At 63.9% G+C, this 25,605-nt stretch carries 16 protein-coding genes, 2 tRNA genes, 3 rRNA genes and 1 other RNA gene (1 of these 22 running past the window's edge); 20 read left to right on the top strand and 2 right to left on the bottom strand.

The features are described from left to right. The 6 genes from KDH83_RS08430 to KDH83_RS08405 all read left to right on the top strand — a co-directional run. A 16S ribosomal RNA gene (locus tag KDH83_RS08430) occupies nt 1-506 on the top strand; it begins 1,025 nt to the left of the window's first position. A gap of 130 nt (nt 507-636) precedes the next feature. Next, nucleotides 637-713, top strand: a tRNA-Ile gene (locus KDH83_RS08425). Nucleotides 714-737: 24 nt separating this feature from the next. Further along, a tRNA-Ala gene (locus KDH83_RS08420) sits at nt 738-813 on the top strand. A gap of 307 nt (nt 814-1,120) precedes the next feature. Further along, nucleotides 1,121-4,000 (top strand): 23S ribosomal RNA (locus KDH83_RS08415). Between the two features lie 195 nt (nt 4,001-4,195). Further along, nucleotides 4,196-4,308, top strand: a 5S ribosomal RNA gene (gene rrf, locus KDH83_RS08410). The 16S, 23S and 5S rRNA genes sit together here with 2 tRNA genes alongside, the layout of an rRNA operon. A 1,151-nt stretch (nt 4,309-5,459) precedes the next feature. Further along, nucleotides 5,460-5,825, top strand: a complete 366-nt coding sequence (locus KDH83_RS08405; protein ID WP_212314362.1) for a hypothetical protein — start codon at nt 5,460-5,462, stop codon at nt 5,823-5,825. A 529-nt stretch (nt 5,826-6,354) separates the two neighbouring features. Here the strand turns inward: KDH83_RS08405 and KDH83_RS08400 are convergent. Then, nucleotides 6,355-6,633 (bottom strand): SWIB/MDM2 domain-containing protein, encoded by a 279-nt coding sequence (locus KDH83_RS08400; protein ID WP_006217453.1) that lies wholly within the window; start codon nt 6,631-6,633, stop codon nt 6,355-6,357. Nucleotides 6,634-6,781: 148 nt separating this feature from the next. Between KDH83_RS08400 and KDH83_RS08395 the strand changes: the two genes are divergently transcribed. After that, nucleotides 6,782-7,975 (top strand): M20 aminoacylase family protein, encoded by a 1,194-nt coding sequence (locus KDH83_RS08395; protein WP_212314360.1) that lies wholly within the window; start codon nt 6,782-6,784, stop codon nt 7,973-7,975. Between the two features lie 14 nt (nt 7,976-7,989). Then, the gene (gene pyrC / locus KDH83_RS08390; RefSeq protein ID WP_212314359.1) at nt 7,990-9,054 is read left to right on the top strand and encodes a dihydroorotase; all 1,065 of its coding nucleotides are present in this window, start codon (nt 7,990-7,992) and stop codon (nt 9,052-9,054) included. Nucleotides 9,055-9,133: 79 nt separating this feature from the next. Here pyrC and KDH83_RS08385 read toward each other — a convergent pair whose 3' ends face one another. After that, nucleotides 9,134-10,963, bottom strand: coding sequence for an ATP-binding cassette domain-containing protein (locus tag KDH83_RS08385; protein WP_212314358.1), 1,830 nt, complete (start codon nt 10,961-10,963; stop codon nt 9,134-9,136). 112 nt (nt 10,964-11,075) lie between these two features. On the opposite strand from KDH83_RS08385, the gene rnpB reads away from it, so the two are divergent. From rnpB to KDH83_RS08325, 12 genes are all read left to right on the top strand, one after another. Beyond that, nucleotides 11,076-11,480: RNase P RNA component class A (gene rnpB, locus KDH83_RS08380), an RNA gene on the top strand. A 425-nt stretch (nt 11,481-11,905) separates the two neighbouring features. Next, nucleotides 11,906-12,334: a division/cell wall cluster transcriptional repressor MraZ gene (mraZ, locus tag KDH83_RS08375; protein WP_062685149.1), complete on the top strand. Its 429-nt coding sequence runs from the start codon at nt 11,906-11,908 to the stop codon at nt 12,332-12,334. Between the two features lie 7 nt (nt 12,335-12,341). Continuing rightward, a complete protein-coding gene (rsmH, locus tag KDH83_RS08370; RefSeq protein WP_212314354.1) occupies nt 12,342-13,436 on the top strand; it encodes a 16S rRNA (cytosine(1402)-N(4))-methyltransferase RsmH in 1,095 nt (364 codons plus the stop codon). After that, the gene (ftsL, locus tag KDH83_RS08365) at nt 13,436-13,720 is read left to right on the top strand and encodes a cell division protein FtsL (protein WP_103272486.1); all 285 of its coding nucleotides are present in this window, start codon (nt 13,436-13,438) and stop codon (nt 13,718-13,720) included. Before rsmH ends, ftsL begins: the two co-directional genes overlap by 1 nt. After that, entirely contained in the window at nt 13,717-15,444 is a 1,728-nt protein-coding gene (locus KDH83_RS08360) for a penicillin-binding protein 2 (RefSeq protein ID WP_212314350.1), read from the top strand. The genes ftsL and KDH83_RS08360 overlap by 4 nt, the downstream gene beginning before the upstream one ends. Continuing rightward, entirely contained in the window at nt 15,441-18,296 is a 2,856-nt protein-coding gene (gene murF / locus KDH83_RS08355; RefSeq protein WP_212314348.1) for a bifunctional UDP-N-acetylmuramoyl-L-alanyl-D-glutamate--2,6-diaminopimelate ligase MurE/UDP-N-acetylmuramoyl-tripeptide--D-alanyl-D-alanine ligase MurF, read from the top strand. The genes KDH83_RS08360 and murF overlap by 4 nt, the downstream gene beginning before the upstream one ends. After that, complete coding sequence (gene mraY / locus KDH83_RS08350) at nt 18,286-19,455, top strand: phospho-N-acetylmuramoyl-pentapeptide-transferase (RefSeq protein ID WP_103272489.1); 1,170 nt, start codon at nt 18,286-18,288, stop codon at nt 19,453-19,455. The genes murF and mraY overlap by 11 nt, the downstream gene beginning before the upstream one ends. Further along, nucleotides 19,452-20,984 (top strand): UDP-N-acetylmuramoyl-L-alanine--D-glutamate ligase, encoded by a 1,533-nt coding sequence (gene murD / locus KDH83_RS08345; RefSeq protein WP_212314347.1) that lies wholly within the window; start codon nt 19,452-19,454, stop codon nt 20,982-20,984. Before mraY ends, murD begins: the two co-directional genes overlap by 4 nt. Continuing rightward, nucleotides 20,981-22,174 (top strand): putative lipid II flippase FtsW, encoded by a 1,194-nt coding sequence (gene ftsW, locus KDH83_RS08340; RefSeq protein ID WP_212314346.1) that lies wholly within the window; start codon nt 20,981-20,983, stop codon nt 22,172-22,174. The genes murD and ftsW overlap by 4 nt, the downstream gene beginning before the upstream one ends. Beyond that, nucleotides 22,171-23,247 (top strand): undecaprenyldiphospho-muramoylpentapeptide beta-N-acetylglucosaminyltransferase, encoded by a 1,077-nt coding sequence (gene murG / locus KDH83_RS08335; RefSeq protein ID WP_212314345.1) that lies wholly within the window; start codon nt 22,171-22,173, stop codon nt 23,245-23,247. Before ftsW ends, murG begins: the two co-directional genes overlap by 4 nt. Further along, nucleotides 23,244-24,650: a UDP-N-acetylmuramate--L-alanine ligase gene (gene murC / locus KDH83_RS08330; protein WP_212314344.1), complete on the top strand. Its 1,407-nt coding sequence runs from the start codon at nt 23,244-23,246 to the stop codon at nt 24,648-24,650. Before murG ends, murC begins: the two co-directional genes overlap by 4 nt. Further along, the gene (locus KDH83_RS08325) at nt 24,647-25,597 is read left to right on the top strand and encodes a D-alanine--D-alanine ligase (RefSeq protein ID WP_212314343.1); all 951 of its coding nucleotides are present in this window, start codon (nt 24,647-24,649) and stop codon (nt 25,595-25,597) included. Before murC ends, KDH83_RS08325 begins: the two co-directional genes overlap by 4 nt. Nucleotides 25,598-25,605 lie beyond the last annotated feature (8 nt).

Raw genomic sequence — 25,605 nt, 5'->3', positions numbered from 1 at the left:
AGAGAACCGGAACACAGGTGCTGCATGGCTGTCGTCAGCTCGTGTCGTGAGATGTTGGGTTAAGTCCCGCAACGAGCGCAACCCTTGTCATTAGTTGCTACGAAAGGGCACTCTAATGAGACTGCCGGTGACAAACCGGAGGAAGGTGGGGATGACGTCAAGTCCTCATGGCCCTTATGGGTAGGGCTTCACACGTCATACAATGGTCGGGACAGAGGGTCGCCAACCCGCGAGGGGGAGCCAATCCCAGAAACCCGATCGTAGTCCGGATCGCAGTCTGCAACTCGACTGCGTGAAGTCGGAATCGCTAGTAATCGCGGATCAGCATGTCGCGGTGAATACGTTCCCGGGTCTTGTACACACCGCCCGTCACACCATGGGAGTGGGTTTTACCAGAAGTAGTTAGCCTAACCGCAAGGGGGGCGATTACCACGGTAGGATTCATGACTGGGGTGAAGTCGTAACAAGGTAGCCGTATCGGAAGGTGCGGCTGGATCACCTCCTTTCAGAGCTTAGTGCTCGTGTTAAGCGTCCACTCTTATCGGTTGTTTGATATAGCTGGGATCGGTTGTGGGCTTGGGTAGAGGGATTCCTCCCTATGTCCATGACTTCTGACTACTGATCCGAGAAGGTTTTGGGTCTGTAGCTCAGTCGGTTAGAGCACCGTCTTGATAAGGCGGGGGTCGTTGGTTCGAATCCAACCAGACCCACCAGGTATTCTGCGTTGAGCAGGATATGGGGGTGTAGCTCAGCTGGGAGAGCGCCTGCTTTGCAAGCAGGATGTCATCGGTTCGATCCCGTTCACCTCCACCACTGATTGACGCGAGTCGGTCGCCTGGTGAGATGTAGAGGCTAACTCATAGCGTCGTGTGCAGATTGCAGACGGTCTTATGAGTTAGGTTTTACCTAACAGCTATATTCGTTCTTTAACAATCTGGAAGAAGCACAACAAAATGTGCTCATCGAGTAGTCAGCTTCGCTGATGAAGATGGGTACGGGTTGTGATTGCATTAATTTTGTTTCAAGTTCTCAAGACTGAAGTGAATAACTTCAGACTGCTTTGAAACTTATGAACGGCACAAACGCTAATACTCAGGTCCTATAGCCTACAGCGTTATAGGATCAAGCGACTAAGTGCATATGGTGGATGCCTTGGCGATCACAGGCGATGAAGGACGTAGTAGCCTGCGAAAAGCTGCGGGGAGCTGGCAAACAAGCTTTGATCCGCAGATATCCGAATGGGGAAACCCACTCCGCAAGGAGTATCCCTGACTGAATACATAGGTCAGTGGAAGCGAACCGGGTGAACTGAAACATCTCAGTAGCTCGAGGAAAAGAAATCAACCGAGATTCCGAAAGTAGTGGCGAGCGAAATCGGAAGAGCCTTTACGTTTTAGCATTCAGGATAATCGAACGGGATGGAAAGCCCGGCCGTAGCAGGTGATAGCCCTGTAGATGAAATCTTGAGTGTGGAACTAAGCGTAAGAAAAGTAGGGCGGGACACGTGAAATCCTGTTTGAAGATGGGGGGACCATCCTCCAAGGCTAAATACTCGTGATCGACCGATAGTGAACCAGTACCGTGAGGGAAAGGCGAAAAGAACCCCGGAAGGGGAGTGAAATAGATCCTGAAACCGTATGCATACAAACAGTAGGAGCCTCGTAAGGGGTGACTGCGTACCTTTTGTATAATGGGTCAGCGACTTACATTCAGTGGCAAGGTTAACCGAATAGGGAAGCCGTAGCGAAAGCGAGTCCGAATAGGGCGATTCAGTCGCTGGGTGTAGACCCGAAACCAGATGATCTATCCATGGCCAGGTTGAAGGCACGGTAACACGTGCTGGAGGACCGAACCCACTAATGTTGAAAAATTAGGGGATGAGCTGTGGATAGGGGTGAAAGGCTAAACAAATCTGGAAATAGCTGGTTCTCTCCGAAAACTATTTAGGTAGTGCCTCAAGTATTACTGCAGGGGGTAGAGCACTGTTATAGCTAGGGGGTCATGGCGACTTACCAAACTATGGCAAACTCCGAATACCTGCAAGTACAGCTTGGGAGACAGAGCACCGGGTGCTAACGTCCGGACTCAAGAGGGAAACAACCCAGACCGCCAGCTAAGGTCCCGAATTATCGCTAAGTGGGAAACGAAGTGGGAAGGCATAGACAGTCAGGAGGTTGGCTTAGAAGCAGCCATCCTTTAAAGAAAGCGTAATAGCTCACTGATCGAGTCGTCCTGCGCGGAAGATGTAACGGGGCTAAGCGATAAACCGAAGCTGCGGGTGTGTACTTTGTACACGCGGTAGGAGAGCGTTCTGTAAGCCTGCGAAGGTGGCTTGTAAAGGCTGCTGGAGGTATCAGAAGTGCGAATGCTGACATGAGTAGCGATAAAGGGGGTGAAAAGCCCCCTCGCCGTAAGTCCAAGGTTTCCTGCGCAACGTTCATCGGCGCAGGGTGAGTCGGCCCCTAAGGCGAGGCAGAGATGCGTAGCTGATGGGAAGCTGGTTAATATTCCAGCACCGTCGTACAGTGCGATGGGGGGACGGATCGCGGAAGATCATCAGGGTGTTGGATGTCCCTGTTGCTGTATCGAAGATGGCGCTTAGGCAAATCCGGGCGCGTAAATCAAGGGTATGGCACGAGCGAGCATTGCTTGCGAAGTGATTGGAAGTGGTTCCAAGAAAAGCCTCTAAGCTTCAGCTGTACGAGACCGTACCGCAAACCGACACAGGTGGACGGGATGAATATTCCAAGGCGCTTGAGAGAACTCAGGAGAAGGAACTCGGCAAATTGATACCGTAACTTCGGGAGAAGGTATACCCCGGTAGTGTGAAGCGCCTGCGCGCTTAGCATGATGGGGTCGCAGAGAATCGGTGGCTGCGACTGTTTATTAAAAACACAGCACTCTGCAAAGACGAAAGTCGACGTATAGGGTGTGACGCCTGCCCGGTGCCGGAAGGTTAAGTGATGGGGTGCAAGCTCTTGATCGAAGCCCCGGTAAACGGCGGCCGTAACTATAACGGTCCTAAGGTAGCGAAATTCCTTGTCGGGTAAGTTCCGACCTGCACGAATGGCGTAACGATGGCCACACTGTCTCCTCCTGAGACTCAGCGAAGTTGAAGTGTTTGTGATGATGCAATCTACCCGCGGCTAGACGGAAAGACCCCATGAACCTTTACTGTAGCTTTGCATTGGACTGTGAACCGGCCTGTGTAGGATAGGTGGGAGGCTTTGAAGCGTGGTCGCTAGATCACGTGGAGCCATCCTTGAAATACCACCCTGGTTTGTTTGCGGTTCTAACCTTGGTCCGTTATCCGGATCGGGGACAGTGCATGGTGGGCAGTTTGACTGGGGCGGTCTCCTCCCAAAGTGTAACGGAGGAGTTCGAAGGTACGCTAGGTACGGTCGGAAATCGTGCTGATAGTGCAATGGCATAAGCGTGCTTGACTGTGAGACTGACAAGTCGAACAGGTGCGAAAGCAGGACATAGTGATCCGGTGGTTCTGAATGGAAGGGCCATCGCTCAACGGATAAAAGGTACTCTGGGGATAACAGGCTGATACCGCCCAAGAGTTCATATCGACGGCGGTGTTTGGCACCTCGATGTCGGCTCATCTCATCCTGGGGCTGTAGCCGGTCCCAAGGGTATGGCTGTTCGCCATTTAAAGAGGTACGTGAGCTGGGTTTAAAACGTCGTGAGACAGTTTGGTCCCTATCTGCCGTGGGCGTTGGATACTTGACGGAGCCTGCTCCTAGTACGAGAGGACCGGAGTGGACGTACCTCTGGTGTACCGGTTGTCATGCCAATGGCATTGCCGGGTAGCTAAGTACGGAAGAGATAACCGCTGAAGGCATCTAAGCGGGAAACTCGTCTGAAGATTAGGTATCCCGGGGACTTGATCCCCCTAAAGAGTCGTTCGAGACCAGGACGTTGATAGGTCGGGTGTGGAAGCGCAGTAATGCGTTAAGCTAACCGATACTAATTGCTCGTGAGGCTTGATCCTATAACACTGATGGTTATGACCTGGTGTATAGCGTATACAAGTGTCGTTCAATACAAAATCTGGCTGCCCCGTCAGCAGCCAGCCAACATCGATTACAACCCGAGTGCGCGATCATCGAGATAACTCTCTGATCCGCTTGTTGTGTTTCTTCCAAGATTGGAGCGCACGCCCTTAGCGCGCGCTCAACCGGTTACGCCTGACGACCATAGCGAGTTGGTCCCACTCCTTCCCATCCCGAACAGGACAGTGAAACGACTTTGCGCCGATGATAGTGGACGGACGTCTGTGAAAGTAGGTCATCGTCAGGCTTTTATTGCTCAGAACCCCGCAGCTTACCGCTGCGGGGTTTTGTTTTTGCGGGTACGCAAATGCCGGGACGCCTTGCGGGCGGACGGGCTGCGCGTCGGTCGCCAGGCTAGTGCCGGGCCAGGCCTGTACCAGCCATGGCACGCACCAGACATGAATACAAGAAAGGCCCCGCGGCTTGCGCCGCGGGGCCTTTGCTTTAGGCGTGGACGAGAAGGCACTTGGGCCGCGTCTGGCCATCGAGAATGCGGGGCGGTAAAGCCCCACGGGGTTGCAGAGATTCTTCAGCGCCAGCTACCTCCGCAAGATTCTGTCCTTGAGCGTGGCAAGGCCTGCTTCTGACCACGGCATGCCCAGGTCAGGCAGCCAAGAGCTCACGGATCTGTTCCACTACCTGTCGCAAGCGCGGCAGGTAGTCCCCGCTCAGCCGTCGCATGGGCACATGATCGGCCAGCACGCTGACGTTCACCGCGTGCCTCCACTCTCTTCATGGTAATGCCAGCCAAAACGGACAAGAAAGGTGTAAATGCCGATGCGCTTCTAGCTCTGTGGCCGCCCCAGCGTCTCGAAAAACAGCATCGACTACAGCGCTCGGCTGGTCGCTCTTTGTCCGCCAGCGGCCGTCCCGTCGATTGCGCGCGTTCCTGCACCTGGCATGGACGCTCTGGAGAAGAGTGTGTCAGCCCGGCAACGCGCAAAGAATCTAGCCCGCGGGCTCAGGGGCACTGCGACTTGCGTTCGTCTGTATTCGTTTGATCCAGGTGCCCGCTATCGTCGAGACGGGGCAGGGGCCGGCACCCTGAGCTCCAAATGATATCCATCCGCCAACACTTCCTCGCCACGCCGTCTTCGACACTCAGGCATGCACTGGTCGCGAAAATCCAAGCTCACTGGCCACCGTTCGTGACAGGACATGCACCAGTCATGCTTCCCGCGCCAACGCCAGGCAAGCCAACCCGATTCCCGATGGTCCGAGCTCGCATGGCAAAGTATGTTGGCCAGAAGTGCCGAGCGCCTAGTCCAAATGCCCGAGATCGATACGTGATGGCCTGGAAACCCGCGCCAATCCTCATTGTGCATAAATAACAACGCCCGTGGATGGGGGGTGTTTGTGCGGTAAGATTGACCGAAATCTATTCGTTGGAGCGTTATCGTGAGTGATACCCAGACCCCCGGGCCCGGTACGAAACTGGACCTGCGCACGCTGACCTACGTGGCCTATGGCCTGTATGCGCTCGGCTTTCTCAGCAGCGGTTTTCTGGGCATTGCCACGCTGGCGTCTGTCGTGCTGATGTATCTGAAGCGCGCCGACGTGGCTGGCACGGTCTACGCCGCGCACTTCGACTGGTTGCTGCGCACGTTCTGGTGGGCGCTGCTGTGGATGGCGATCAGTGCCCTGGCCGTGTATATCTTCATCGGCTGGATAGGCCTTGCCGCGACGGTGGTCTGGGTCTTGTACCGCCTGATCAAGGGCCTGCTGGCGCTGCTGGAGGGCAACGCGCCGACGCATTACGCCTGATGCGGATTTGAGCCCATCACATCAAGGCCGGCTCTTGCCGGCCTTGTCATTGGCGCGACGCATGCAGAGCGCAGTGACCCAGCATGAGCGCTGCCTTGCCGGTCGCGGCGTTCCATCGCATGGCGAGGTCTAGCACCTATGACGCTGTGCGGGCAGCATGTCTACACATGGCAGTCTGCGTCCATCAGGAGTCTCAGTTCGGGGACGATGGCACCACGCGACCGTCGTGGCATCACTGATCCAAGCACGGCGCCGCATGCTCGGCATCCACATCGCAAATTTTGAGAGCCACGCGGAGAGTCAATATCGACGCGGGTTTCGAGGCAGTGGGGGCTCACCACGCAATCGGCAATGCCACGGATTCCATCCGTGCAAAAGGCGAGAGGTGCTGGCTTGCTTGATTGCCCGTGGGGCTGGGATGCTGCCTGGCGATGAACCCGCCGGCGCTGTGTGAGCGATGCGCCCGGACCAAAGCCTGGGCGTCGCAATGGCAAGAGGCAGGGACGTACGCCGTACGCCCTTAGCCTGCTTACTTCAGATGCGCGTTGACCAGCTTGGTCAGTTCGAACATCGTGACCTGATCCTTGCCGAAGATCGGGCGCAGCTTGGCATCGGCGTTGATGTTGCGCTTGTTGCTGGCATCTTGCAGGTTGTGCTTCTTGATGTATTCCCAGATCTTCTTGGTGACCTCGGTACGCGGCACGGCTTCCGAACCGATGACGGCAGCCAGTTCGGCGCTCGGGGTCAGGGGCTTCATGAATGCAGCGTTCGGCTTGCGCGCGGTCGCGGGTTTGGAGGTTGTGGCCATAATGCGGCGCTCCTTCTCTGGCTGTTGGAAAAATTGTCCTGCGGCCGGAGCATAACGTGTCTCTCCCGTAAAGACAAAGCCATTTATCCTCTGTAGCAACTAAAATATACAGACTGGTCCCTCCTACCACATCATTGTGTAACCTCCTATGTACGCAAGGTCTCCCCTGGAATCAATTCGGCTGTTTCATGACGAATTGACAGCGCTGCGGCGCGATTTGCACGCCCATCCCGAGCTGGGATTCGAGGAGGTGCGCACCTCGGGCATCGTGGCCGGCTCGCTGGAAGCGTTGGGCATCGAAGTGCATCGGGGCATAGGCAAGACCGGCGTGGTCGGCGTGATTCGCGGCAAGCGTTGCGATAGTGGACGCATGATCGGCTTGCGCGCCGACATGGATGCCTTGCCAATGACTGAAGACAACGAGTTTGGCCACAAGTCCACCAAGCCGGGCCTGATGCACGGTTGCGGCCATGACGGACACACGGCGATCCTGATCGGTGCGGCGAAGTACCTGGCGCAGACGCGCAACTTCGACGGCACCGCCGTGCTGATCTTCCAGCCTGCGGAAGAAGGCCGCGGTGGCGCGCGCGCCATGCTGGAAGACGGCTTGTTCGACACCTTTCCGTGCGATGCCATCTATGCCCTGCATAACTGGCCTGGCCTGAAACCGGGCACGGTGGGCATTAATCCCGGTCCGATGATGGCGGCCGCAGACCGCTTCGAGATCCAGATCACGGGGCGTGGCGGCCACGGCGCCCATCCCTATCAGACCATCGATCCGGTGACCATCGCCGGGCAGATCATCACCGCCTTGCAGACGATCGTGTCGCGCAATGTGAATCCATTGGATTCGGCCGTTGTTTCCATCGGCTCCATGCAGGCCGGCCATCCCGGCGCCATGAGCGTGATTCCGCGCGAGGCGAAGCTGGTCGGCACGGTCCGCACCTTCCGCAAATCAGTGCAGGAGATGGTCGAGACGCGCATGCGCGAATTGGTGACGGCGATCGCGGGCGCCTTCGGCGGCAGCGCCGAGCTCATCTACGAACGCATCTATCCGGCGACCTTGAACACCCCGCAGCACGCCAACCTCGTCGCCGATATCGCGACCGAGATGATCGGCAAGGAAAACGTGGTTCGTGACCTGACGCCTTCCATGGGTTCGGAAGACTTCTCCTTCATGCTGCAGACCAAGCCCGGCGCGTATTTCCGGCTGGGGCAGGGCGGAGCGGATTCCGGCTGCGTGCTGCACAACTCCCATTTTGATTTCAACGATGCCGTCATTCCCTTGGGCAGCGCGATGTTCTGCGCGCTGGCCGAGCGGGGTATGCCCCTGGCGGATTAAGCAAGAAGCGACCCATGTCTACTGCGCAAATCAAGCAACTCACCATCACCCGCCCCGACGACTGGCATCTGCACTTGCGCGACGGCGCGGCGCTGGAAGCCGTGGTCGCCGATACGGCGCGGCAGTTCGCGCGCGCCATCATCATGCCGAACCTCAAGCCGCCGGTGACCACGACCGAGCAGGCAATCGCCTATCACGGCCGTATCCTGGAGGCCCTGGCCAAGGCGGGTGGCAATGCCGACGCCTTCACGCCGCTGATGACGCTGTACCTGACCGACAACACGTCGGGCGAGGAGATCTTCCGCGCGCATGAATCCGGCCAGGTCTATGCGGTGAAGCTGTATCCCGCTGGCGCCACCACCAACTCCGACGCGGGCGTTACCGATCTGCTGGGCAAGTGTGCGAAGGCGCTGGAAGCGCTGGAAAAATGCGGCATGCCTTTGCTGGTGCATGGCGAAGTCACGGACCCGGCCATCGATGTGTTCGACCGCGAGGCTGTGTTCGTCGAGCGCGTGATGAAGCCGTTGCGCCGCGCCTTCCCCGCCTTGAAGGTCGTGTTCGAACACATCACGACCAAGGAAGGCGCCGAGTACGTGCGCGACGCCGAAGGGCCGATCGCCGCCACCATCACGCCGCAGCATCTGCTGTACAACCGCAACGCGATCTTCCAGGGTGGCGTGCGGCCGCATTGGTACTGTCTGCCCATCCTCAAGCGCGAGACGCATCGCCAGGCCTTGGTCGCGGCCGCCACCAGCGGCAGTCCGCGCTTCTTCTTGGGCACGGACAGCGCGCCGCATGCGCGTGGCCTGAAGGAGCATGCTTGTGGTTGCGCCGGTTGCTACACAGCCCTGCATGCGATGGAACTCTACGCAACGGCCTTTGACGCGGCGGGCGCGCTGGATAAGCTGGAAGGCTTCGCCAGTTTCCATGGCCCTGACTTTTACGGGCTGCCGCGCAATACCGGCAAGCTGACGCTGGTCCGCGAAACCTATCAGGTGCCGGACGAACTGCCTTTCGGCAATACTGCCCTGGTGCCGCTGGCCGCGGGCGAAGCATTGGCCTGGCGCGCCCAGGTCTGAGCATCGGGCCGGGACGGCCGGCCGAAATGATCCACGCAGAAAAAAGCCCTGCTTATATATAAGCAGGGCTTTTTCATGCTCAGAGCGCGCTTTCTCGGCGCGCTTCCAGCAGTTCCCAGCGGGCGAATTTCTCTTCCAGTTCGCTCTCCAGCTTGGCCAGTTCGCCGTTGATCCGCTCCACTTCCGCCGGCGCGTCCCGGTAAAGGCTGCCGTCGGCCAGCTTGCCGGCCAGCTCGGCCTGCTGCGCCTCGAGCGCAGCGATGGCGTCGGGCAGGCCTTCCAGTTCGCGCAGTTCCCAGGAGTTCATCTTCGCGGCGCGCGCCGGCTTCGGCTTGGCGGCCTTGGCGCGCGCGGCGGCTTCGTCGAGCGCCGGCTTGGATGCCTTGTCCGTGTCAGCGGCAGGCTCGCTGGGCGCCGGGCGTTGTATCAGCCATTCGTCGTAGCCGCCCACATAATCGCGCCAGCGACCATCGCCTTCCGACGCGATGGTCTGCGTGACGACGTTGTTCAGGAAGGCGCGGTCGTGGCTGACCAGCAGCACGGTGCCGGAGTATTCCTGCAGCAGCTCTTCCAGCAGTTCCAGCGTTTCGATATCCAGGTCGTTGGTGGGTTCGTCCAGCACCAGCACGTTGGCGGGGCGTGCGAACAGCCGCGCCAGCAGCAGGCGCGCGCGTTCGCCGCCCGACAGGCTGCGCACCGGCGATCCGGCGCGCGCCGGCGAGAACAGGAAGTCGCCCAGGTAGCTCATGACGTGCTTGCGCGTGCCGCCGATCTCCACCCACTCGCTGCCCGGGCTGATGATGTCCACCAGCGTCGCGTTCTCGTCGAGCTGGGCGCGCATCTGGTCGAAATAGGCGACCTCGACGTTGGTGCCCATGCGGGTGTTGCCGCTGTCGGGCGTCATTTCGCCCAGGATCAGTTTCAGCAGCGTGGTCTTGCCGGCGCCGTTGGGGCCGATGATGCCGATGCGGTCGCCACGCAGAATGGTGGTCGAGTAGTCATCCACCACGGTCTTGTCACCGAAGTGCTTGCCGACGTGTTCGAGTTCGGCGACGAGTTTGCCGGAGCGTTGCCCTTCTGCCAGCGCGAGCGACACGTTGCCCACGCGCTCGCGGCGCTCGGCGCGCTCGACGCGCAGGCGCTCGAGCCGACGCACGCGGCCTTCGTTGCGGGTGCGGCGGGCTTCCACGCCCTTGCGGATCCACACTTCCTCCTGGGCCAGCAGCTTGTCGAAGCGCGCCTGTTCGAGGCGCTCGGATTCCAGCCACTGGGCCTTGCGCTCCTGCCATTGCGAGAAATTGCCCGGAAAGCTGAGCAGGCGCCCGCGGTCCAGTTCGACGATGCGGGTCGCCACGGCGTCCAGGAAGCGGCGGTCGTGGGTGATGATGACGGCCGCGCCTTTCCAGTTGCGCAGCATGTCTTCCAGCCAGGCGATGCCGTCGAAGTCCAGGTGGTTGGTGGGCTCGTCCAGCAGCAGCAGATCCGGCTCGTCGACCAGGGCGCGGGCCAGGGCCACGCGCTTGCGCGTGCCGCCCGACAGGCCGGCGATCTGCGCGTCCGCGGGCAGGCCGAGCTTTTCCAGCACGGCGCGCACGCGCGACGGGCGCTGCCAGTCTTCATGGTCGCCTTCCGTGTTGCAGACCACGTCGAACACGGTGGCGTTCTCGTCGAGCTCGGGCTCCTGCTCGACGGTGGTCACGCGCAGGCCCGAGCTGCGGGCGATGTCGCCATCGTCGGGCAGGGTCCGGCCGTCGAGCAGCCTGAGCAGCGAGGACTTGCCGGCGCCGTTGCGGCCAATCAGGCCGATGCGTTCACCGGCCTGGATGGAGAAGTCGGCATGATCCAGCAGCGGGTGATGGCCATAGGCCAGCTGGATGTCTGTCAGGGTGATGAGGGTTGCGAGGGCCATGTAGGAATCGTGTCTGCGGCGTCTATGCGGGAGTCAGCGCGTATTGTCGCAGGAAGCCTGGGCCCGTGCCTCAGGGGGACGGAGTCGCGGGGTGTACTAGAATACGCAGCGCAAGGCGGGCTGGACGATCGCGGTGGATGCGAATCCATCGAGGAAGGTCCGGACTCCACAGGGCAGGGTAGCGGCTAACGGCCGTCCGGTGTCGTCTTCGGGCGATGTCGAGGAATAGGGCCACAGAGACGAGTCTGCGGGGCGGGCGCGGCGACGCGCACAGGTACGGCCATCTCCGTATCGCGCTGTCCGGTAACGGGCGGCGGCATCGCAGGGTGAAACGCGGCAACCTCTACCCGGAGCAACATCAAATAGGCATGCGTGCGGTCTTCGGGCGGCGAAGGGCGGCTCCGTCCAAGCATGCGGGTAGATGGCTACAGCGGCTCAGCAATGAGCCGCGCAGAGGAATGATCGTCCGCCGGGGCAACCCGGTGTACAGAATCCGGCCTACAGGCCCGTCTTGCATTGATATTTTCGCGGCGCGGCCCCGTGCGGGCGTGGGCGCCGACAGTGGGTCTTGGCGCCGTGCCGTGCCGCGGGGCCTTGGGAGGCCGGCCGATGCCGATGGTGGGTCACGACGTCGGCGAACCTGAGGCGGCAAATTTCTGAAGGTCGCAAGCCCTGCGCGGCGTTCGAAGCCCGCGCCGCCGGGGGCGGGAGCACTCTGCAAAACAATGCAAAGCCATTGTTAGCCGCCACTTTTCAAGAAGGACTTTTAGATAGTGACGCAACCTCCTGATTTATTGGGAGGTTTTCTTTTTTTATGTTTTACAAGTTGCTCTAAGTCCTTGTTGTGATTGAAAAAATTGCAACCGTGCGCTTGACCCGGTTTGCCCCATACCGTAGAGTGGGAAATAGTAGGAAATTGTGCAATTAAGTGGGGTAAAAGTGGTGTTTCAGGGAAGCAGCGCGCTCACGCTGGATGCCAAGGGACGGATCTCGATTCCGACCCGGCACCGTGACGCGCTCGTGTCGCAGGCCGATGGCCGGCTGACCCTGACTCGCCATCCCGACGGCTGCCTGCTGGTGTACCCGCGTCCCGAGTGGGAAAAGAAGCGCGAGCAGATTGCCGCCTTTCCCATGTCGGCCCGCGCGCTGCAGCGGCTGTTGCTGGGCAACGCTCAGGATGTGGAATTGGACGGCTCTGGCCGGGTCCTGATCGCTCCTGAACTGCGCAACGCTTCCGGTATGACGCGCGATGTGATGCTGCTCGGTCTGGGCGCGCACTTCGAGCTGTGGGACGCCGCTACCCTGGCCAGCCGCGAGGCCGAGGACCTGGCCAAGGGTATGCCGGATGTGTTGAACCAGTTTTCGTTCTGAAACAGCTATGGAATTCGAACATCGGCCCGTCTTGCTGGAGCCGACGGTGGACGCGCTTTTGCTGGCCGATTTCGGTGGCAAGGGGGCGTCACGGTCGCATCCGCAGTCCGGGCCGGATGCCGCCTTGCGGGCGGAACGCGGCGTCTTCGTGGACGGCACGTTCGGCCGCGGCGGTCACAGCCGCGAACTGCTGAGCCGCCTGGGCCCGCAGGCGCGGCTGGTGGTGTTCGACAAGGATCCCCAGGCGATCGCCGTGGCCACCGCGCTGGCAGCGGAGGATTCCAGGGTGCAAGTGGTGCATGGCGGTTTTGCCACCATGGCCGAAGAATTGCAGCAGCGCGGCATCGACAAGGTCGATGGCGTGATGCTGGATCTGGGCGTTTCATCGCCTCAGATCGACGATGCCGAGCGTGGTTTCTCTTTCATGAGGGACGGCCCGCTCGACATGCGGATGGACACCACCCGTGGTCCCACGGTGGCGGATTGGCTGGCGCAAGCCAGTGTGGATGAGATGCGGGAGGTCATAGCGGATTATGGCGAAGAACGGTTTGCTTTTCAGGTTGCAAAGGCGATTGCTGCTCGCCGCGCAACAAGGCCGCTGCGCACCACGCTCGAACTTGCCGAGTGCGTCGCCAGCGCCGTCCGCACGCGCGAAAAGGGGCAGCATCCGGCCACACGCACCTTTCAAGCTCTACGGATTTACATCAATCGGGAACTCGAAGAGCTCGCTCGCACCCTCGCGTCAGCTCTAGATCTGCTCGCCCCGGGGGGGAGGTTGGCGGTGATCAGCTTTCATTCGCTCGAAGACCGCATGGTCAAGCAATGCATCGTGGCGGCGGCCAAGCCGGCCGCCGCGTATGCACGCCTGCCCCTGCGTGAAAGCGAAATGCCCCAGCCCGTTCTGTATTCCCTTGGGCGCGTCCAGGCCGAGGACGATGAAGTGGCGGTCAATGCCCGCGCCCGCTCTGCCGTGCTGCGCGCGGCCGAGCGTAGCGCCACGCCGTTGCCGGCCGAAGGCGGAGCCGCCTTCGTACATGCGGGGTCCTTGCCCGGCAGCGACCTCGCCGTCCCGCGCAAGGGCGGAAAGGGAGGGCGCCGCTGATGGGCCGCGTCAACCTGATCATTGCCGCGTTGCTGATGCTGTCGGCCATTTCACTGGTCACCAGTCGGTATCAGTCGCGCCAGCTCTTCGTCGAGCTGGGCAGGGATCAGGCGCAGGAGCGCGACCTCGAAGTCGGCTGGCGGCGGTTGCAGCTGGAGCGTGCCGAACTGGCGCGCAACGCGCGCGTGGATGCCATTGCGCGCGATAGTCTCAAGATGATTTCCATCGTGCCGGACCGCACGCTGTACCTGAATCAGGCGCCGGCCACTGGAGGCGCTCAATGAAGCGTGTCCCTTTCTTCGACAATCCCGTGCTGCGCGGTCAGCTGCCGACGTGGCGCGCCCGTCTGGTGCTGATCCTGCTGTTCGGCGGTTTCACCGTGCTGGCCGGTCGCGCGCTGTTCCTGCAGGGGCTGTCGACCGAATTCCTGCAGCAGCAGGGCGAGCGTCGCTACGAGCGCACGCTGACGCTGTCCGCCACGCGCGGCAAGATCATGGACCGCAATGGCGCGGTGCTGGCCTCGAGCGTGCCGGCGCGCGCTATCTGGGCCATTCCGGAAGACGTGAAGCAGTCCACGCCGGCGCAGCTCGACGCGCTGGCCAAGCTGCTCGAAATGCCGGCGGCTGATCTGCGGCACCGGGTCGACGAGGACAAGAACTTCGTCTACCTCAAGCGCCAGGTCTCGATGGAAGCGGCCGACAAGATCAAGCAGCTCGGCTTGCCGGGCGTGCACCAGCAGCCTGAAACGCGCCGCTACTATCCGGACGGCGATGTGATGGCGCACGTGGTCGGGTTCAACAGCGTCGAGGACCAGGGCCAGGAAGGCGTCGAGCTGACCTTCAACCAGCAGCTGTCGGGTCGGCCCGGCAGCCGCCGCGTCATCAAGGACCGCCTGGGTCGCGTCATCGAGGACGTGCAGGCCGTCACCCTGCCGGTCGATGGCCGCGACCTGCGCCTGTCCATCGACACCCGTCTGCAATACCTGGTGTTCAAGGAACTGAAGGACGCCATGGACAAGCACCAGGCCAAGGGCGCGACCGCCGTGGTCCTGGACGTGCATACCGGAGAAATCCTGGCGCTGGCCAACGTGCCGACCTTCGATCCGAACAAGCGCGAGTCCTTCCAGGGCGCCAAGCTGCGCAACCAGGCCATTACCGACACGTTCGAGCCCGGTTCCATCATGAAGCCGTTCACCGCCGCGCTGGCGCTGGACCTGGGTCGGATCACGCCCAACACGATGTTCGAGACCGGCAACGGTCGTTTCGTCTATCAGGGCAGCACCATCAGCGACGTCAGCCGCAACGGCACGCTGGACGTGGCCGGCGTGTTGCGCAGGTCCAGCAACATCGGCATGACCCTGATCTCCGAGAAGCTGGAGTCACGCGAGATGTGGAACCGCTTCACGGAGCTGGGCCTGGGGCAGGCCCCGCAGGTCGGCTTTCCCGGCGCGGCGCCCGGACGCCTGCGTCCCTGGGAGCGTTGGCGCCTGATCGAAAAGGCCACCATGGCCTATGGCTACGGCCTGTCCGTGTCGCTGCTGCAGGTGGCGCGCGCCTATACCGTGTTTGCCCGCAACGGCGACATGGTGTCGATGACGCTGGTCAAGCGCGACAGCGATCCCACCAGCGTACGCATCTACACGCCCAAGACCACCGCGCTGGTGCGCGGCATGCTGGAAGCCGCCGCCGGCCCCGAAGGCACCAAGGCCGCGCAAGTGCGTGGCTACCGCGTGGCCGGCAAGAGCGGCACGGCGCGCAAGATCGTCGACGGCAAGTACAGCATGCAGCGCTACCGCAGCTCGTATGTCGGTTTCGCGCCGGTGTCCGATCCCAAGATCGTCGTGGCCGTGTCCATCGACGAGCCGACGGTCGGCGGCTATTACGGCGGCGCCATCGCCGCGCCTGTGTTCTCCCGCATTGTCGGCGGGAGTCTGCAGCTTATGGGGGTGCGTCCCGACGCACCCTTCGAATCCACGATTGTTGCTGGTTTGAAGGAGCCAGGCAGATGAACGCCAAAGGCTTCCAGTCAAATTCCCAAGCCGCCACGGTTGAGCAGACCGTGGCGTGGTTGCATGAGCGCGTGTCGTTGACCGCGCATCTCAAGCTGGACTCGCGCGAGATCGAGCCGGGTGACGTGTTCGTCGCCTGCTCCGGCTTGTCCAGCGACGGACGTCTCTATATAGAAAGGGCCGTGGCGCAAGGCGCCCGCGCGGTGCTGTGCGAAGCGCCCGTGGAAGATGCGATGCTGGCCCAGGCCGGCGAGGTTCCGTTGCTGCAGGTCAACGGCTTGCGCGGCCTGCTGGGCGGGTTGGGCGATACCTGGTACGGCCGTCCGTCGTCCGAGCTGGCCGTGGTCGCCGTTACCGGCACCAACGGCAAGACCTCTTCGGTCCAATGGATCGCGCACGCGCTGAGCCGCAATGACAAGGCCTGCGGCACCATCGGCACGCTGGGGGCGGTGTTGCCCGACGGCCAGACGCTGGGCGGCAGCCTGACCACGCCCGACGTGCTGACCGTGCATCGCCTGCTGGCCGCCATGCGCGACGCCGGCGCCAAGTCCGTTGCGATGGAAGCGTCATCCATCGGTATCGAGCAGGGCCGCATGGACGGCGTGCGCGTCGCGCTGGCTGCCTTTACCAATCTGACTCGCGATCATCTCGATTACCACGGCACCATGGAACGCTACGAGGCCGCCAAGGCCCGCCTGTTCCATTGGCCCGAGCTGGGCGGCGCCGTAATCAATGCCGACGACGAGGCCGGCCGACGCCTGCTGGCCACGTTGCCGCAGGAACTGGCCGCCACCGGCTACAGCCTGAGCGATGACGCTGCCGTGCCCGCGACGATGCGCGCGCGCGACCTGCAGGCGACTGCCCAGGGACAGATATTCACGCTGGTCTCGCCGCATGGCGAGGCGCAGATCGTCACGCGCCTGCTGGGCGCGCACAACGTTTCCAATCTGCTGCTGGTCGCCGGCGTGCTCTATCGCCTGGGCCTGCCGTTCGCGCAGATCGCGCGCGAACTGGCCGCCACCGATCCGGTCGATGGGCGGCTGCAGACCGTGGAGCCCCTGGCCGTTCAGGCCGCGGGCGCCCGTGGCCCGCTGGTGGTGGTGGACTATGCCCACACGCCTGACGCGCTGGCGCGCGCGCTCGCCGCGCTGCGGCCGGTGGCGAACGCCCGCTCGGGCCGGTTGGTCTGCCTGTTCGGCTGCGGCGGCGATCGCGATCCGGGCAAGCGTCCGGTCATGGGCGGCATCGCGGCGGAACTGGCCGACAGCGTGGTGGTGTCCAGCGACAATCCGCGCCACGAAGTGCCCGAGGACATCGTCCGGCAGATCATGGCCGGCGTGCCCGCTTCGGCGGATGCAGTGGAGCAGGTCGACCGCGCCCGCGCCATCATGCAAACCGTCTGGGCCTGCGCGCCGGAAGACGTGCTGCTGCTGGCTGGCAAGGGCCATGAAACCTATCAGGACATCGGCGGCGAGAAACTGCCGTTCGACGACCGCGAATGGGCGCGCCTGGCGCTGCTGTTGCCGCAGGTCGCGACGGTTTCCACCGATACCCGCCGCATCGGCGCCGGCGAACTCTTCGTGGCCCTGGCCGGCGAAAAGTTCGACGCCCACGACTATCTGGATCAGGCCGAGGCGCGCGGCGCCTGCGCCGCGGTGGTGGCGCATCCCGTCGCGGGCGTGAAGCTGCCGCAGCTGGTGCTGGGCGACACGCGCGTGGCCTTGATGCGCATCGGCGCCGCCTGGCGCGCCCGCTACTCGCTGCCGGTGGTGGCGGTCACGGGCAGCAATGGCAAGACCACCACCAAGGAAATGATCTCGTCCGTGCTGGCCGCCTGGAAGGGCGAGACCAACCGGCTGGCGACCGCCGGCAACCTGAACAACGACATCGGCGTGCCGCTGACGCTGCTGCGCCTGCGCGCCACGCATCGCGCCGCCGTGTTCGAGCTGGGCATGAATCATCCGGGCGAGATCGCCCAGCTGGCCGCCATTGCCGCGCCCTCGGTCGCCCTGGTGACCAATGCGCAGCGCGAGCACCAGGAATTCATGCATAGCGTCGAGGCGGTGGCCCACGAGAACGGCGCGGCGATCTCTGCCTTGCCCGACAACGGCGTGGCCGTCTATCCGGGCGATGAGCCGTATTCCCCCATCTGGGATGCGCTGGCGGGATCGCGCCGCACGCTGCGCTTCGGCCTGCAGCCGGGCCTGGACGTCTACGCCGAGCAGATCCTGGCGGAAGTGGCTTCCACCCGTTGCAAGGTGGTGACGCCGGTGGGCACGGCCGACCTGGTGTTGCCCGTGGCCGGCCTGCACAATCTGCGCAACGCGCTGGCGGCCATCGCCGCTTCCGTCGCCGCGGGCGCGCCGCTGGAAGCGGCGATCCGCGCGCTGGCCGGCTTCAGCCCCGTGGCGGGCCGCATGCAGCACAAGGTCATGAGCGACGGAACGCTGCTCATCGACGATTCTTACAACGCCAACCCCGACTCCGCGCGCGTGGCCATCGACGTGCTGGCGCGCATCGCGGGCACTCGTGTGCTGGTGCTGGGCGACATGGGCGAAGTCGGGGACAACGGTCCCGCCATGCATGTCGAGGTGGGCAATTACGCGCGCGAGCAGGGGCTCGACGCGCTCATCACGCTGGGCGAAGCCAGCCGTGCGGCAGCCGCCGCATTCGGCGAGGGCGCGCGCGCCTGCGCATCGGTAGACGAAGTGGTTGCCGCCCTGCGCGGCTTGCGGCCGTCCTGCGTATTGATCAAAGGTTCGCGCTTTATGCGCATGGAGCGGGTAGTGACGGCTTTTTCCACCAACGACGGACAGACGGCCCAGGCGCCGGGAGACCACCATGCTGCTTGAGCTGGCCCGTCTGCTTTCCGATGATGTGCGCGCCCTGGGCGTGTTCGAATACATCACGCTGCGCGCCGTGCTGGCTTGCGCCACGGCCCTGTTGATCGGGCTGGTCGCCGGTCCGCGCGTGATCCGCAAGCTGACCGAGATGAAGATCGGCCAGGCCGTCCGTTCGTACGGTCCCGAGTCCCATCTGGTCAAGACCGGCACCCCCACCATGGGCGGCGTGCTGATCCTGATTTCCATCGCCATCAGCACCTTGCTGTGGGCGGACTGGACCAACCGCTTCGTCTGGGTGGTGCTGCTGGTGACGTTCGGCTTCGGCTGGATCGGCTGGATGGACGATTACCGCAAGGTCGTCTACCGCGATCCCGAGGGCATGCCCGCGCGGCAGAAGTTCTTCTGGCAGGCCACCATCGGATTGGTGGCCGCCGTGTACCTGGCCTTCGCCGTGTCCGCCCCGGCCAACGCCGATCTGTGGCCGTTGTTCAAGGCCTGGGTCGGCAGCGGCTTCACCATGTCCCTGCCGACGCGCGCCGACCTGATCGTGCCGTTCTTCAAGACCGTCAGCTATCCGCTGGGCGTGCTGGGCTTCGTGGCGCTGACCTGGGCCGTGATCGTGGGCACCAGCAACGCCGTCAACCTGACCGACGGCCTGGACGGCCTGGCAATCATGCCCACCGTGATGGTGGGCAGCGCGCTGGGCATCTTCGCCTACGTGGTCGGCCGCGTCGACTATTCGAAGTATCTGCTGTTCCCGTATATCCCCGGCGCTTCCGAGTTGATGGTGCTGTGCGCGGCGATAGGGGGCGCAGGACTCGCATTTTTGTGGTTCAACGCGTATCCGGCGCAGGTGTTCATGGGCGACGTGGGCGCGCTGGCGCTGGGCGGCGCGCTGGGCACCATCGCGGTTATCGTGCGCCAGGAAATCGTGCTGTTCATCATGGGCGGCGTGTTCGTCGTCGAAACGCTGTCGGTGATGATCCAGGTGACCTGGTTCAAGTACACCAAGCGACGTTATGGAACAGGTAGACGCATATTCCGCATGGCTCCGCTGCATCATCACTTCGAAGTGGGCGGCTGGAAGGAAACCCAGGTGGTGGTGCGCTTCTGGATCATCAGCATGATGCTGGTGCTGATTGGCCTTTCGACATTGAAGTTGCGATGAATACGATGGAATCCTCCCGCGCTGACGCGCCGCTCGTCCTGATCCTCGGATTGGGCGAGTCGGGTGTCGCCGCCGCACGCTGGTGCGCCCGTCAGGGCGCCCGCTTGCGCGTGGCCGACACGCGCGCCGAGCCGGGCGGACTCGCCGCCCTGCGCGACGCGCTGGCGCAAAGCGAGGTGGAGTACCGACTGGGTTGCGACACGTCCTTCGACGTAACGCTGCTCGACGGCGTGTCGCAGGTCGTGATCAGCCCGGGCCTGGCGCCCGGCCAGCCGCCGGCCAAGGCGCTGCTCGACGAGGCCGCCGCGCGCGGCATCGAGGTCGTGGGCGAAATCGAATTGTTCGCCCGCGCGCTGGCCGAGCTGGCCGAATCGCGCGACTACCGCCCGCGCCTGCTGGCCGTGACCGGCACCAACGGCAAGACCACCGTGACCGCCCTGACGCGCGAACTGATCGATGCCAGCGGCATGTCGGTGCTGGCCGCCGGCAATATCAGCCCGGCCGCGTTGACCGCGCTGATGGGCGCGCTCGATGCCGATGCGCTGCCGCAGGTGTGGGTGCTGGAACTGTCCAGCTTCCAGCTCGAAACCACGCACAGCCTGCAGGCTGACGCCGCCGTGGTGTTGAACGTGACCCAGGATCACCTGGATTGGCATGGCGGCATGCAGGCCTACGCCGATGCCAAGGCGCGCCTCTTGAAGATGGCGCGCGTCAAGATCGTCAACCGCGACGATCCGCTGACCGTGGCCATGGTTGCCAAGCTGGATGCGCTGGATGTGCGCAGTTTCGGTCGTGAACTGCCGGAGCGGGTCGGCGACATGGGCCTGGAGCCGGGCCAGGGCATGGCCTGGCTGGTGGCCGCCGAGCCCAACGATTTCGATGAGCCGGCGCCGCCCGTGCGCCGCAAGAAGGATGCGCCGGAACCCGTGCGCCCGAACGGCCGCATGAGCCGCCTGATGCCGGTGGACGCCTTGCGCATCCGCGGCACGCACAACGCATTGAACGCGCTGGCCGCCATGCAGCTGGCGCGCTGCCTGGACCTGGGCTGGGGTGCCATGCTGCGCGCCTTGCGCGACTATGCGGGCGAGCCGCATCGCGCGGCCTTCGTGCGTACCGTCGGCGATGTCGACTACATCAACGACAGCAAGGGCACCAACGTCGGCGCGACCGTGGCCGCGCTGGAAGGCATGGGCCAGCAGGTCGTGCTGATCGCGGGCGGACAAGGCAAGGGCCAGGACTTCTCGCCCTTGATCCCGGTGGTGTCGCGCCATGCGCGCGCCGTGGTGCTGATCGGACAGGACGGTCCGGAGATCGGCCGCGTGCTGGCCGAGACCGGCGTCGAACTCGTGTCTGCCACCTCGATGCATGAGGCCGTGCGCCATGCCGCGGGACTGGCCAAGCCCGGTGACGCCGTACTGCTGTCGCCGGTCTGCGCCAGCCTGGACATGTTCCGCAACTACCCGCATCGCGGCCAGGTATTCGTGGAAGAGGTCGACGAGCTCGCCCGTGACAGCGGAGAGGTCGCATGAGCCTGTTCGCCGAACTCACCGCCAGCGTCAACGCCGTACGGCCCGGCCGTACGCGCATGCGCAATTTCGACTTGCCGCTGGTCATCGCGGCGTCGACCTTGCTGCTGCTCGGCTTGCTGATGGTGTATTCGGCGTCGATCGCGCTGGCCGACGGCCCGCGCTACGCGTCCTATGGCCGCTATTACTTTGTCATCCGCCACGGCGCCTTCATCAGTGCCGGCCTGCTGGCCGCCGCGGTCACGTTGAGCATTCCGATCCGCGTCTGGCAGCGCCTGGCGGTGCCGCTGTTCGTGCTGGCCATGATCCTGCTGGTGGCCGTGCTGATCCCGGGCATCGGCCGCGAGGTCAACGGCGCCCACCGCTGGATTCCGCTGGGTCCGCTGAATTTCCAGCCTTCCGAGCTGATGAAGCTGGCCGCGCTGCTCTACGCCGCCGACTACACCGTGCGCAAGCAGGAGCACATGCAGGCCTTCGCCCGCGGCTTCCTGCCCATGGCCTTCGCCCTGGCCGGCGTGGGCATGCTGCTGCTGCTCGAGCCCGACCTGGGCGCGTTCATGGTGATCGTGGCCATCGCCATCGGCATCCTGTTCCTGGGCGGCATCAACGGCAAGTATTTCAGCAGCCTGCTGGGCGTGCTGGTCAGCACCTTCCTGATGCTGATCTGGCTGTCGCCGTGGCGCCGCGCGCGCCTGTTCGCCTATCTGGATCCCTGGAACGAAGACAACGCCTATGGCAGCGCCTACCAGTTGTCGCATTCGCTGATCGCGCTGGGCCGTGGCGAGTGGCTGGGCGTGGGCCTGGGTGCCAGCGTCGAGAAGCTGCACTACCTGCCCGAAGCCCATACCGACTTCCTGATGGCCGTGGTTGGCGAAGAACTTGGTTTCGCCGGCGTCATGCTGGTGATCTCGCTGTTCGCCATCATCGTCTATCGCGGCTTCGACATCGGCCGCCAGGCCATCGCCATGGAACGCACGTTCGCCGGCCTGGTCGCGCATGGCGTGGCCATGTGGTTCGGCGTGCAGGCCTTCATCAACATGGGCGTGTGCCTGGGCCTGCTGCCTACCAAGGGCCTGACGCTGCCGCTGATGAGCTATGGCGGCTCGGGCGTGGTCATGAACCTGTGCGCGCTTGCCATGCTGATACGCGTGGATGTGGAAAATCGCGTCATGATGCGCGGGGGACGGGTATGACGAACGCCCGGACCATCCTCATCATGGCCGGCGGCACCGGCGGCCACATCATGCCCGGCCTGGCCGTGGCCGATGTGCTGCGCCAACGCGGCTGGCGCGTGCTGTGGCTGGGCAATCCCGACAAGATGGAAGGCCGGCTGGTGCCGCCTCGCGGCATCGAGCTGGTGCCGCTGCGTTTTGCCGGCGTGCGCGGCAAGGGCGCGGCGGCCTTGCTCAAGCTGCCGTTCCTGCTGCTGCGCGCCTTCGCCCAGGCCTGGGGGCGGCTGTCCGCCGTCAAGCCGGACGTGGTGCTGGGCATGGGTGGCTACGTGGCCTTTCCCGGCGGCGTGATCGCCGCGCTGCGGGGCACGCCGCTGGTCGTGCATGAGCAGAACGCCGTGGCCGGCACGGCCAACAAATGGCTGGCCCGGATGTCGCGCCGCGTGCTCAGCGGTTTCCCTGGCGTGCTGCCCAAGGGCGAAGCGTTGGGCAATCCGGTGCGCGCCGATCTGTGCGCGCTGCCCGATCCGGCGCAACGCTATGGCGCGCGCGCCGGCGCGCTGCGCCTGCTGGTCGTGGGCGGTAGCCTGGGCGCGCAGGCGCTGAACACCACCGTGCCGCAGGCGCTGGCCCGCATGCCGGCGGATCGCCGTCCGACGGTCATCCATCAGGCCGGCGAACAGCATCTGCCCGCGTTGCAGCAGGCCTACGCCCAGGCAGGCGTGCAGGCGGACTGCCGCGCTTTCATCGAGGACATGGCCGGCGCCCTGGGCGACGCCGACCTGCTGATCTGTCGCGCGGGCGCCATGACGGTGTCCGAGGTGGCGGCGGCCGGCGTGGCGGCGCTGTTCGTGCCGTTCCCGCATGCCATCGATGATCATCAAACCGCCAACGCGCGCTTCCTGAGCGACGCGCAGGCCGCCTGGCTGCAGCCGCAACCCGCCTTGACGCCCGAGTGGCTGGCGGACTGGCTGGGCGGGCGCACTCGACAAGAACTGCAAGCCGTCGCCGAACGGGCCCGCGCGCATGCGCGCCCCGAAGCCGCGGCTCATATCGCCGACGTCTGTGAACAAGCAGCGGGGCGTTCATCATGAAACACAGAATTCGACATATCCATTTCGTGGGCATCGGCGGCTCGGGCATGAGCGGCATTGCCGAGGTGCTGCTCAACCTGGGCTACGCCATCAGCGGTTCCGATCTCAATGAGTCGGCCGTCACGCGCCGCCTGGCGGGCCTGGGCGTGAAGATCGCGATCGGTCACACGGCCAGCAACGTGGCCGGCGCCGGCGCCATCGTCACGTCCACCGCGGTGGCCGGCGACAACCCCGAAGTGATCGCGGCACGCGCCGCCCGCATTCCGGTGGTGCCGCGCGCCATCATGCTGGCCGAGTTGATGCGCCTGAAGCGCGGCATCGCCGTGGCCGGCACGCACGGCAAGACCACCACCACCAGCCTGGTGGCCAGCGTGCTGGCCGCCGGCGGGCTGGACCCGACCTTCGTGATCGGCGGCCGCCTGAATTCCGCCGGCGCCAATGCGCGCCTGGGCCAGGGCGACTACATCGTGGTCGAGGCCGACGAATCCGACGCGTCTTTCCTGAACCTGCTGCCGGTGATGGCCATCGTGACCAACATCGACGCGGATCACATGGACACCTACGGGCACGATGTGGCGCGCCTGAAGAGCGCCTTCATCGAGTTCACGCAGCGCCTGCCGTTCTACGGCAGCGCCGTGCTGTGCGTGGACGACGCCAATGTGCGCGAGATCATGCCCTTCGTGTCGCGTCCCATCACCACCTACGGCCTGAACCCGGAAGCCCTGGTGCGCGGCTACGAGGTCCAGGCCGACGGCACGCGCATGCGTTTCAACGTGCAGCGCACGTATATGGACACGCTGCTGCCGCCGCTGCAGGTGGAACTGAACCTGCCCGGCCTGCACAACGTGCGCAACGCGTTGGCCGCGATCGCCGTGGCCACCGAGCTGGGCGTGGCCGACGAGGCCATTTGCGAAGCGCTGGCCGCCTTCAAGGGCGTGGGCCGCCGCTTCACCCAGACGGGCGAATTCGCCGTGCCGGCCGCGCATGGCGGCGGCACCTTCACCGTCATCGACGACTACGGCCACCATCCGGTGGAAATGGCCGCCACGCTGGCCGCCGCGCGCGGCGCCTGGCCCGACCGCCGCATCGTGCTGGCGTTCCAGCCGCACCGCTACACGCGCACCCGCGACTGCTTCGAGGATTTCGTGCGCGTGCTGGGAACGGCCGACGCCGTGCTGCTCACCGAGGTGTACGCCGCGGGCGAGCCGCCGCTGGTGGCCGCCGACGGCCGCTCCCTGTCGCGCGCGCTGCGGGTGGCGGGCAAGGTCGAACCGGTGTTCGTGGAAGACGTGGCGGAACTGCCGCAGGCGGTCCTGGATTTCGTGCGGGACGGCGACGTGGTGATCGTGATGGGCGCGGGGTCGATCAGCAAGGTCCCGGCCCAGGTGGGAGAACTGGCATGAGCGCGCAATTCGGAAAGGTGGGTGTGCTGTATGGCGGTCGTTCCGCCGAGCGGGAAGTGTCGTTGATGTCGGGCGCGGGCGTGCAGCAGGCGCTGAGCTCCGCCGGCGTTGACGCGCACCTGTTCGACACCGGCGAGCGCAGCCTGGCCGACCTGGCCGCGCAGGGCTTTGACCGCGTGTTCATCGCGCTGCACGGTCGCTATGGCGAGGACGGCTCGATCCAGGGCGCCCTGGAACTGCTGGGCATTCCTTATACGGGCAGCGGCCCGCTGGCCTCGGCGCTGGCCATGGACAAGACCATGACCAAGCGCGTCTGGCTGCAGCACGGTCTGCCCACGCCGGCCTTCGAGGTGCTGGACGCCGACACCGAGCTGCGCCTGGTGCCCGACCGCCTGAGCCTGCCGCTGATCATCAAGCCGCCGCACGAAGGTTCGACCGTGGGCATCACCAAGGTCGCCGGCTATTCCGACATGAAGGGCGCCTACGAGGCGGCGGCGAAGTTTGACGCCGAGGTGCTGGCCGAACAGTTCATCACCGGCCGCGAATTGACGGTGGCCCTGCTGGGCGCAGGCAAGACCGCGCGCGCGCTGCCGGTGATCGAGATCGCCGCGCCCGGCGGCAATTACGACTACGAACACAAGTATTTCTCCGACGACACGCAGTACTTCTGCCCGGCCGACCTGCCGGCGGACGTGGCGGCGCAGGTCGCGGACATCGCCGTGCGCGCCTATCGCGCGCTGGGCTGCGAGGGCTGGGGGCGGGCCGATTTCATGCTGGACCGCGCCAATCAGCCCTGGTTGCTGGAAATGAACACTTCGCCCGGCATGACGAGCCATTCGCTCGTGCCGATGGCGGCCAAGGCCGTGGGGATGAGCTATGCCGATCTCTGCGTGTCGATTCTCGCTGGCGCTGCGTGCAAGATGCGCAGCCCCGCCCGTAACGCCTGACCTGGATT

This window comes from Achromobacter sp. Marseille-Q0513, from assembly GCF_018195695.1.
GTDB lineage: Bacteria > Pseudomonadota > Gammaproteobacteria > Burkholderiales > Burkholderiaceae_B > Achromobacter.
Note: the sequence above shows the minus strand (reverse complement) of the source record. Positions and strands in the feature narration are given on the sequence as shown.

What these genes read in the sequence shown, in the direction of transcription:
- KDH83_RS08400 (WP_006217453.1), bottom strand. Translation starts at nt 6,633, where the DNA reads ATGGCCACAACCTCCAAACCCGCGACCGCGCGCAAGCCGAACGCTGCA.
- KDH83_RS08395 (WP_212314360.1), top strand. Translation starts at nt 6,782, where the DNA reads ATGTACGCAAGGTCTCCCCTGGAATCAATTCGGCTGTTTCATGACGAA.
- pyrC (WP_212314359.1), top strand. Translation starts at nt 7,990, where the DNA reads ATGTCTACTGCGCAAATCAAGCAACTCACCATCACCCGCCCCGACGAC.
- KDH83_RS08385 (WP_212314358.1), bottom strand. Translation starts at nt 10,963, where the DNA reads ATGGCCCTCGCAACCCTCATCACCCTGACAGACATCCAGCTGGCCTAT.
- rsmH (WP_212314354.1), top strand. Translation starts at nt 12,342, where the DNA reads ATGGAATTCGAACATCGGCCCGTCTTGCTGGAGCCGACGGTGGACGCG.
- ftsL (WP_103272486.1), top strand. Translation starts at nt 13,436, where the DNA reads ATGGGCCGCGTCAACCTGATCATTGCCGCGTTGCTGATGCTGTCGGCC.
- KDH83_RS08360 (WP_212314350.1), top strand. Translation starts at nt 13,717, where the DNA reads ATGAAGCGTGTCCCTTTCTTCGACAATCCCGTGCTGCGCGGTCAGCTG.
- murF (WP_212314348.1), top strand. Translation starts at nt 15,441, where the DNA reads ATGAACGCCAAAGGCTTCCAGTCAAATTCCCAAGCCGCCACGGTTGAG.
- mraY (WP_103272489.1), top strand. Translation starts at nt 18,286, where the DNA reads ATGCTGCTTGAGCTGGCCCGTCTGCTTTCCGATGATGTGCGCGCCCTG.
- murD (WP_212314347.1), top strand. Translation starts at nt 19,452, where the DNA reads ATGAATACGATGGAATCCTCCCGCGCTGACGCGCCGCTCGTCCTGATC.
- ftsW (WP_212314346.1), top strand. Translation starts at nt 20,981, where the DNA reads ATGAGCCTGTTCGCCGAACTCACCGCCAGCGTCAACGCCGTACGGCCC.
- murG (WP_212314345.1), top strand. Translation starts at nt 22,171, where the DNA reads ATGACGAACGCCCGGACCATCCTCATCATGGCCGGCGGCACCGGCGGC.
- murC (WP_212314344.1), top strand. Translation starts at nt 23,244, where the DNA reads ATGAAACACAGAATTCGACATATCCATTTCGTGGGCATCGGCGGCTCG.
- KDH83_RS08325 (WP_212314343.1), top strand. Translation starts at nt 24,647, where the DNA reads ATGAGCGCGCAATTCGGAAAGGTGGGTGTGCTGTATGGCGGTCGTTCC.